Below are 8,370 nucleotides of genomic sequence, written 5' to 3'. Positions count from 1 at the left end.
TGCGTGCTCTCGGCGTGCCGGGCGGAAGACCTCGTACTGGACGTACTCGGTCTTTCGCCCGGTGCGGCGAGAGCGCGTGCCGGGCGTCGCGGGGCTGGGGGCACCTCCCAGCGGTAGCTGGGGGAGCCACTTTGCGGACACCCCCTAGAGCGGCGGCTGCGGCGGGAGGCCTTCGAGGAGTTCGAGCCAGAGGCCCATGGTCGGCGCCTCCGGCTTGTACTGGCGGGTGCCGGGCCGGAGGGCCCGGTAGCGGCTCACCAGCAGCTCGGCGGCGGCCTCCGTCGCGGCGGGCAGCCGGAAGGAGATGGCCTCGTCCCACCGGTAGCCCGACCTGTCCTCGTGGAGCAGGGCGAGGGGGAGGCCACGGCAGGCAAGCCAGCAGACCAGGGCGGGGGCGTACTTGAGGAGGTGGCCGTGTCCCTGCGGCTTGCGCCGGCCGGGCAGTGCCGCCAGTACGCTCTCGGCCTGCTGCCAGGCTTCGACCGCCCGCGTGACGCCGAGCGGCGTCATGTCCCCGTGGATGAGCTGTCCGTAGAGCGGGGAGCCGATGCCTCCCCAGAACACCTCCCGCCCCTCTGCCGTGGCCACCAGGTTCGCGACCTCGGGCATGGGGTCGTCGGAGAGGCAGGCGAGTGCCTGGGTCACGTCGGTCATCGTGAAGCGCTCGCCCCGGGGGCCCGTGGTGACACCCCGGCGCGGGTCGAAACTCCCCTTCTCCCAGTCCGCGTCCATCAGGCGGAGGAGGTGGGGGCAGCGGATGAGACCGTCCTGCGCCGTCGACGCGTTCTGGTGGCGGTCGGCCGTGTCGTACAGGACCCGGGCCCGCCGGCGCTCCTTCCCGCAGAGGATCTCGACGCGCAGGACCGCCTGCTCGAGGTTGGCGTTCGGAACACTCCCCACGGCCTCCGCAATGATCATCAGCCGCTGCGCACCGTCGATGCACTCGGGCCCGATGATCTGGATGTGCGCGGGGAACCCGCCCGGCTCGGGAACCAGCTCCACGGCATCGGCGCCCAGCACGATCTGCCCGACGAACCCGAAGTCCTTGGGATGGTGCCGCAGCATCGCGGCCAGGCCGAGGTTGGGTTCGGTCTCCCCCAGGTACCCGCGCCTGGCCCGCAGCCGGCGCGCACTGTCGACCGAGGCCGCCAGGGCCACCAGGTCGGCGGCCCTGACGTCGACCACCCAGCCCCGGGTGAGCTGCGCGAAGCCCACCGGCCGGAAGGACAGGGCGTCGCCGTCCAGGAAGGGGTACTCCGATGAGGGGTGAGTGGCGTTCACTCCCCCCTCAACGCAGCAGCGGCGTGCGCGTCACGCGTCCAGGGGGTTCGCGGCGATGCGCTTCGCCGCGCCGCCCGCGACGTAGGACGCCGCCGCGCAGGTGGGCTTGCGGGCCGCCTGGTCCTCGACCAGGGCGAGGAAGGAAGGGCCGAAGCCCAGGCGGGGGTGGTGCTCCAGCAGGCCGGACACGAAGGCCGGGTCGAAGTCGGGCACGCGCAGGCCGGACACGTCGGCGCTGGTGCCCACCTGGAGGAGGTGGCTCTCGACGTCCTCGGCGGCGGTGACGTCGTCCCGCATGTGCAGCACGATGACCTCCTCCGCGCGGGCCCGGCGGGCGGGGGGCCAGCCCAGGCCGGCCGTGAAGAGCCGGGCCACGTGTCCGCCGGCCTCCTCGAAGGGCAGGGTGTGGCTGTCGAACGGCGCGGTCAGGCCCAGGTCGTGGAGCAGGGCGCTGACGTAGAGCAGCTCCGCGTCGTACGCGAGCCCGTGCACGCGCGCGTACTCGGCGCCGAAGGCGTAGGAGCGGACGGAGTGGTTGAGGAGGGCGGCGTCGGCGTACTCCGAGGCGATCTCGAAGGCCGAACGGGCCGTGTCCGAATCAAGGTTGTGAAGGGTCCACGTCATGCCCGCACCTTAGAGGGGCGCGGTGAAGTCCACCGCCGACGGGCCGTCCTCTCCCGGCCACCACAACCGGGCCGGTGCGGGCGGGGTTTCGGCGAGGACGGTGCCGCGCGAGACGACGTACCGCGGCCGGACCTGGCGGCGGATCGCCTCCGCGGGGGTGGGTGCCGGGAGGAGGACGAAGGAGGCGGGGGCGCCCGGCGTGATCCCGTACTCGGAGGAGGACAGGCCGAGGACGCGCGCCGCGCGCTCGGTCACCATCGAGAACGCGAGCGGGATGTCGTCCGCGCCGGTGAGCTGGGCGGCGTACAGGCCGACGAGGGCGGTCTGCAGCGGATTGGCGGTGCCGAGCGCGTTCCAGGGGTCCATCACGTCGTCGTGGCCGAAGGCCACGTTGACCCCGGCGGCCAGCATCTCCTTCACCTGGGTGAGGCCGCGACGCTTGGGGTAGGCGTCGAAGCGGCCCTGGAGGTTGAGGTTGGCGAAGGGGTTGGCGACCAGGTTGATGCCGGAACGGGCGAGCAGCCGCTGCAGTTTGAAGCTGTAGGCGCCGTTGTAGGAGCCCATGGCGGTGGTGTGGGAAGCGGTGGCGCGCTCGCGCAGGCCCGAGCGCAGCGCGAGCGTGGCCAGCACCTCCACGAAGCGGGACTGTTCGTCGTCGATCTCGTCGCAGTGGGCGTCGACGCGCAGTCCGTGTTCCTCGGCCACGGCAAACGCGGTCCGCAGCGAGGCGACGCCGTCCTCGCGGGTGTCCTCGAAGTGCGGGATCGCGCCGACGACGTCCACCCCGCGGGCGACGGCCTCGCGCAGCAGCGCCTCGCCGTCGGGGAAGGAGACGATGCCCTCCTGCGGGAAGGCGACGATCTGCAGGGTCATGATGTCCCGCACCCGGTCGCGGACCTCCAGCAGCGCGTCCAGCGCGGTGAGGGACGGGTCGGTGACGTCGCAGTGCGTACGGACGTGCAGCACGCCGTTGGCCGCCTGCCAGCGCAGCACCTCGGTGGCCCGCGCGATCACGTCCTCGCGGGTCAGGGTGCGCTTGCGCTCGCTCCAGCAGGCGATTCCCTCCCACAGGGTGCCGGAGGCGTTCGGGCGGGGCCGGCCGGCGGTGAGGGCGGTGTCCAGGTGGATGTGCGGCTCGGCGAAGGGGGCGGTGAGCAGCCCGCCGTGGGCCTCGATGAGCACGCCGGTCGCGGGCGGCTCCTTCTGGTCGTCGTACGGGATGACCCGTGCGATGCGGCCGTCCTCGGCGACCTCCACGTCGGACAGGCCGTCTTCGTGCAGCAGCCGGGCGCCCCGGACGATCATCCGCATGCGCTCCAGCCTAGGCACCCCACCCGGGGTGCGCACGCGGTTCTGCGGCCCTGCGCGGACCCGTGCGGGCAACGCGGACTTCTGCGGCCCTGCGCGGGCACGTGGCCCCAACAGCGGCACGCGGCCCGACGTTTCACGTGAAACATCGGACCGGTGACCGGTGCCGAGGCTCAGCCGCGCTTGGCCTGTGCCTTCTGCTGCATGCCTCGCGTCTTCGCGGAGAGCGACTGGGCCTCTCTGCCCGCGGCCTTGGCACGTGCCTCGGCCGCCGTGTTCTTCGCCATCGCGCGTTCGGAATCCTGGTGGCTGTGGTGGCCGGTACGGGCCTTCTTGGCCATGATCAACACCCTCTCGCAAGCGTTCGGCGTACGCACACCACCATGCGCCCATTCGGCGCAGTCGGCATCCCGGCCGCCCACCGCGGCCGGACCCGTAAGAATGGAGCGCATGACCAGCAGCGACAGCGACCTGACCCCCGGCACCGCACCCGCTTCCGAGATGCCCGACTGGGAGAAGCGCTTCCGGGCACCGCGCGTGGGCCTGCCCGACTGGGCCGAGGACGCCCCGGACCGCTCGCTCTTCGTCTCGAACGCCACCGGGACCTACGAGCTCTACGCCTGGGACCGGGCCACCGGCACGCAGCGGCAGGCCACCGACCGCCCCAACGGCACCACCGACGGCACGCTCTCCCCCGACGGGGAGTGGATCTGGTGGTTCTCCGACACCGACGGCGACGAGTTCGGCACCTGGGTCCGCCAGCCCTTCGCGGGCGGCCCGGACGAGCCCGCCACCCCCGGCCTGGAGCCCTCCTACCCCGCCGGCCTCGCGATCGGCCGTGACGGCACGGCGGTCGTGGGCCGGTCCACCGACGAGGACGGCTCCACCATCCACGTCGTACGCCCCGGGGCCGCCCCGGAGGTCGTCTACCGGCACCGCGAGTCGGCCGGTGTCGGCGACCTGTCGTACGACGGGACCCTCCTCGCGATCGAGCACACCGAGCACGGCGACGCCATGCACTCGGCGCTGCGCGTGACCACCCTCGACGGCGCCACCGTCGCCGAGCTGGACGACTCCCGGGGCGGCACCGAGGAACTGGGACTGGAGGTGCTCGGCTTCGCACCCGTCGCCGGGGACACCCGGCTGCTCATCGGGCACCAGCGGCGCGGCCGCTGGGAGCCGATGGTGTGGGACGTGGCCAGTGGGACGGAGGAGGACCTGGCCGTCGACCTGCCCGGCGACGTGAGCGCCGAGTGGTACCCGGACGGGAGCGCGCTGCTCATCGCGCACAGCTTCGAGGCGCGCAGCGAGCTGTGGCGCTACGACCTGGCCGCGCGTGAACTCGTACGGGTGGACACCCCGCCGGGAACGGTGTCGGGTGCGACGGCCCGCCCGGACGGGACCGTGGAGTACCAGTGGTCCTCGGCCGCCGAGCCGGCCGTCGTGCGGTCCACCGCGGGCGGGGTCGTCCTGGACCCGCCGGGCATGCGGCCGCCGGCCTCGGTACCGGTGGAGGACGTCTGGGTGGAGGGGCCCGGCGGGCGGATCCACGCGCTCGCGCAGCGGCCCGTGGGCCACGGCGACGGCCCCTTCCCGACGGTCTTCGAGATCCACGGCGGGCCCACCTGGCACGACTCCGACGCCTTCGCGGCCACCCCGGCGGCCTGGCTGGACCACGGTTTCGCGGTGGTCCGCGTCAACTACCGGGGCTCGACGGGCTACGGCCGCGAGTGGACCGACGCCCTGAAGCACCGGGTCGGCCTGATCGAGCTGGAGGACATCACGGCGGTCCGGGAGTGGGCCGTGGCCTCCGGCCTCGCGGATCCGGCGCGGCTGGTGCTCTCGGGCGGGTCCTGGGGCGGCTACCTGACGCTGCTCGGCATCGGCATGCGGCCCGACGACTGGGCGGTCGGGCTGGCCGCCGTACCGGTGGCGGACTACGTGACGGCGTACCACGACGAGATGGAGGCGCTGAAGGCCCTGGACCGCACCCTCTTCGGCGGCACCCCGGAGGAGGTCCCGGAGCGGTTCGAGGCGTCCTCACCGCTGACGTACGTGGACGCGGTGAAGGCGCCGGTGCACATCGCGGCGGGCGTGAACGACCCGCGCTGCCCGATCCGGCAGATCGACAACTACGTCGACCGGCTCGCGGCGCGCGGCGCGGTGCACGAGGTGTACCGCTACGACGCGGGACACGGCTCGCTGGTCGTGGAGGAGCGCATCAAGCAGGTCCGGATGGACCTCGAATTCGCGCTGAAGCACCTGCCGCAGGGCCTGCCGCGCTGACCCGGCACCGGGCTTCCGGTGCACCCCCCGTACCGTTGGTGGGGTGCACCGGTTTCTCCTGACCCCGCGCTGGTGGGGGATCAACGTCTTCGTCGCGCTCGCCATCCCCTTCTGCCTGTTCATGGGGACCTGGCAGCTCGGCCGGTTCGAGGACCGCGTCGGCAGCCACAAGGAGGCGCAGGCCGAGCGGCCCGCCGACCAGGCCGCCGAGCCGCTGGACTCGCTGCTCCCGGTGGACACGAAGACCTCCGGGCGGCTGGCTTCCACGGCCGGCGAGTACGGGCAGCAGCTGCTCGTCCCCGAACGGGACCTCGGCGGGAAGCCCGGCTTCTACGTCCTGACCCTGCTGCGGACCGACTCCGGGAAGACGGTCCCGGTGGTCCGGGGCTGGCTGCCGGGTACGGCCGACCCGGCGAAGGCGCCGGCCCCGCCGACGGGGCGGGTCGAGGTGACGGGGGCCCTGCAGTCCTCGGAGAACTCGGGCACCAAGGGCGTGCACGCGCAGGGCGGGCTGCCGCCGGGCCAGCTCGGGGTGATCGGGGCGGCCACGCTGGTCAACCTGGTGCACGAGCCGCTGTACGACGCCTGGCTGACGGTGCAGACGCCGGTGGACGGGATGACCCCGGTGCCCGCGAAGGCGCCGAACAACACCGGGCTGGACCTGAAGGCCTTCCAGAACCTCGGCTACACGGGCGAGTGGTTCGTCTTCGTCGCCTTCGTGCTGTTCATGTGGTTCCGGCTCTACCGGCGCGAGGTGGAGACCCTGCGCGACGCCGAGGCGGGACTGCTGCCCGCCGAAGCCCCCGCACCCGCGCCCGCAGACACGGAGGCGGACGCCGCAGGGAAGCCGGAGCCGACGCCGGAGCCGGCTACGGCGCGCCCGGCGGAATGAGGCCCGTGCGGTAGACCGTGCCGCCGCAGGCCGCCGGGATGGTGGTCTGGGTGACGGGGGCGCCCGTGCCCGGGGTGTGGGAGACCTCCACCCCGGCCGCCGCCGGGCTCCTGGAGCCGGTCTGCGGATCCTTGGCCGGGGGCCCGTCGGCGCCCGCCGGCTCCGTACCGCCGGCCGTACCGCCGGCCGCACCGTCCGCCCCCCCGCCCAGCCGGCCGGCCGTGGGCTGAGCCGTACCGGCCTCCTGCTGGGACTCCGGCAAAGGCGCCGGCTTCGCCGCCGGGCAGGACTGCCCGGAGGGCACCCAGGCGAACCGCACCTCGTACGCGGTGTTGGGCTGGAGCAGCACAACGGGCGCCTCGGCCGACGGGTCGGGCAGCAGCGCGCTCGCCGGGTCCCCCGCCTTGTGGTCCGTCACCGTCACCGGCGGTGCGGCCGCCGGGGCGGGCGGCGGGCCGACCGGTGCCACCGGGGCGGCGGTCACGGTGTCCGGGCGGGAGACCGTGCAGCCCCGCGCCGAAACGTTGGTGACCTTGAAGCTGCCGTAGACCTTCCCGTCGGTCTCGGGAGCGCGGGCACTGCCCGACACGCCCAGCTGGTCTGCCGTGCACCCCGGAGCCGCGCCGGGCGCCGCGCCCACCGGGGGCAGCGGTCCATGGCCGGCGCCGCCCGTGGGGGTGCCCGCTCCGGCGCCGACGGGGCCCGCGGACGTGCCGCCCGACGGGGAGCCGCTCGTCTGCGGGGACGGCTGCGCGGCGCCGCCCGCGGTCTGGCCGCCGCCCGGTGACCCCACCGGGCGGGGCGCGGCCGCGGTGTCGGAGCCGTTCTGCCGCGGGTCGGAGGCGTCGGCCGCCTTGGGGCCCTGCGACGCCCCGTGGCCGGCCATGGCCGAGTGCCCGGCCACCGCTTCCTCGTCGGCGCTCAGGTGCAGCGCGGCCGGGATCGCGGTGCCCGCCAGCAGCGCCACCGCGGCCGTCGCCAGCAGGGCCTGCCGCTTGCGGGCCCGGCGCGCGGGAACCGCGTGACGCAGCCGCTCCAGGGCCCCCTCGGAGGGCTCCAGCCCCTGCACGGCTCCGGCGAACAGGCCGCGCAGCAGCTGTTCGTCGGCCGTGGCGGTGCCGGCCGGGCCGGGCAGGTTCTCGTGGTCGTCCCTCATGACTGCGCAGCCTCCATCGCCACCCGCAGCGCGGCAATGCCCCGCGATCCGTACGCCTTGACCGAGCCGAGCGAAATGCCGAGCGTCTCGGCGACCTGGACCTCCGTCATGTCGGCGAAGTAGCGCAGTACGAGCACCTCGCGCTGACGGCGCTGGAGCCCGCGCATCGCCCTGATCAGGTCGTCGCGCTCCAGCTGGTCGTAGGCCCCCTCCTCCGCGCTGGCCATGTCCGGCATCGGCTTCGACAGCAGCTTCAGACCGAGGATGCGTCGGCGCAGCGCGGAACGCGAGAGGTTCACGACGGTCTGGCGGAGATAGGCGAGCGTCTTGTCCCGGTCCCGCACCCGGTTGCGGGCCGAGTGGACGCGGATGAAGGCCTCCTGGACCACGTCCTCGCAGGAGGCGGTGTCGTCGAGGAGGAGCGCTGCCAGGCCCAGCAGGGAGCGGTAGTGGGCCTGGTAGGTCTCGGTGAGGTGGTCGACGGTGGTACCGGCCACGACCGGCCGCTCGGCATCGGCTCCGGCGCCCTCGTCGGGCGCCGGAGCGCCGGATATCGAAGCGCCGGGCGCGGGCAGGGTGCCGGGCGGAACGGCCTCGGGCGGGAGGGTCCCCGTCGGCTGCGGGCTCGTGGCGGTGTCCGCGCTATCGCGGGGCGAGGGCACGCGGCCGCCCCGGGTCGGCGGTGCGATGTGCGGCACGCTGGCCGGCGGGACGGGCACGATCACAGGGAAGCCGCCGCCGGGCGCGCCTGGGCGCCGGCGCGAGGGAACGATCCCGCTGCGCGCCGGTAGGACGGCCACGTCCAACAGTGCCTCTGCCACGC

8 protein-coding genes are annotated in these 8,370 nt (G+C 74.2%); 2 read left to right on the top strand and 6 right to left on the bottom strand.

The window, feature by feature from the left end:
- Positions 1-144 precede the first annotated feature (144 nt).
- From AC07A6_RS13860 to AC07A6_RS13845, 4 genes are all read right to left on the bottom strand, one after another.
- Positions 145-1,281 (bottom strand): hypothetical protein, encoded by a 1,137-nt coding sequence (locus AC07A6_RS13860; RefSeq protein WP_478777213.1) that lies wholly within the window; start codon positions 1,279-1,281, stop codon positions 145-147.
- Positions 1,282-1,311: 30 nt separating this feature from the next.
- A complete protein-coding gene (locus AC07A6_RS13855) occupies positions 1,312-1,905 on the bottom strand; it encodes an HD domain-containing protein (protein WP_362458907.1) in 594 nt (197 codons plus the stop codon).
- Positions 1,906-1,914: 9 nt separating this feature from the next.
- Entirely contained in the window at positions 1,915-3,216 is a 1,302-nt protein-coding gene (gene codA / locus AC07A6_RS13850) for a cytosine deaminase (protein ID WP_478777212.1), read from the bottom strand.
- A 170-nt stretch (positions 3,217-3,386) separates the two neighbouring features.
- The gene (locus tag AC07A6_RS13845; protein WP_164720908.1) at positions 3,387-3,554 is read right to left on the bottom strand and encodes a hypothetical protein; all 168 of its coding nucleotides are present in this window, start codon (positions 3,552-3,554) and stop codon (positions 3,387-3,389) included.
- A gap of 109 nt (positions 3,555-3,663) precedes the next feature.
- Here AC07A6_RS13845 and AC07A6_RS13840 point away from each other — a divergent pair, with 109 nt between their 5' ends.
- Positions 3,664-5,499, top strand: coding sequence for a S9 family peptidase (locus AC07A6_RS13840; protein WP_362458900.1), 1,836 nt, complete (start codon positions 3,664-3,666; stop codon positions 5,497-5,499).
- A 43-nt stretch (positions 5,500-5,542) separates the two neighbouring features.
- On the top strand, positions 5,543-6,391 hold the full coding sequence (locus AC07A6_RS13835) for an SURF1 family protein (RefSeq protein WP_478777211.1): 849 nt from the start codon (positions 5,543-5,545) through the stop codon (positions 6,389-6,391).
- Here AC07A6_RS13835 and AC07A6_RS13830 read toward each other — a convergent pair.
- Complete coding sequence (locus tag AC07A6_RS13830; RefSeq protein WP_478777210.1) at positions 6,369-7,547, bottom strand: hypothetical protein; 1,179 nt, start codon at positions 7,545-7,547, stop codon at positions 6,369-6,371. The two genes, AC07A6_RS13835 and AC07A6_RS13830, sit on opposite strands and share 23 nt — an antisense overlap.
- Entirely contained in the window at positions 7,544-8,101 is a 558-nt protein-coding gene (locus AC07A6_RS13825) for a SigE family RNA polymerase sigma factor (protein ID WP_478777216.1), read from the bottom strand. The genes AC07A6_RS13830 and AC07A6_RS13825 overlap by 4 nt, the downstream gene beginning before the upstream one ends.
- Positions 8,102-8,370: the final 269 nt, after the last annotated feature.

The sequence above is a fragment of the Streptomyces sp. NPDC044002 genome, from assembly GCF_056434525.1.
This window is presented reverse-complemented; position numbering and strand designations above follow the sequence as displayed.

What these genes read in the sequence shown, in the direction of transcription:
- AC07A6_RS13855 (WP_362458907.1), bottom strand. Translation starts at nt 1,905, where the DNA reads ATGACGTGGACCCTTCACAACCTTGATTCGGACACGGCCCGTTCGGCC.
- codA (WP_478777212.1), bottom strand. Translation starts at nt 3,216, where the DNA reads ATGCGGATGATCGTCCGGGGCGCCCGGCTGCTGCACGAAGACGGCCTG.
- AC07A6_RS13845 (WP_164720908.1), bottom strand. Translation starts at nt 3,554, where the DNA reads ATGGCCAAGAAGGCCCGTACCGGCCACCACAGCCACCAGGATTCCGAA.
- AC07A6_RS13840 (WP_362458900.1), top strand. Translation starts at nt 3,664, where the DNA reads ATGACCAGCAGCGACAGCGACCTGACCCCCGGCACCGCACCCGCTTCC.
- AC07A6_RS13830 (WP_478777210.1), bottom strand. Translation starts at nt 7,547, where the DNA reads ATGAGGGACGACCACGAGAACCTGCCCGGCCCGGCCGGCACCGCCACG.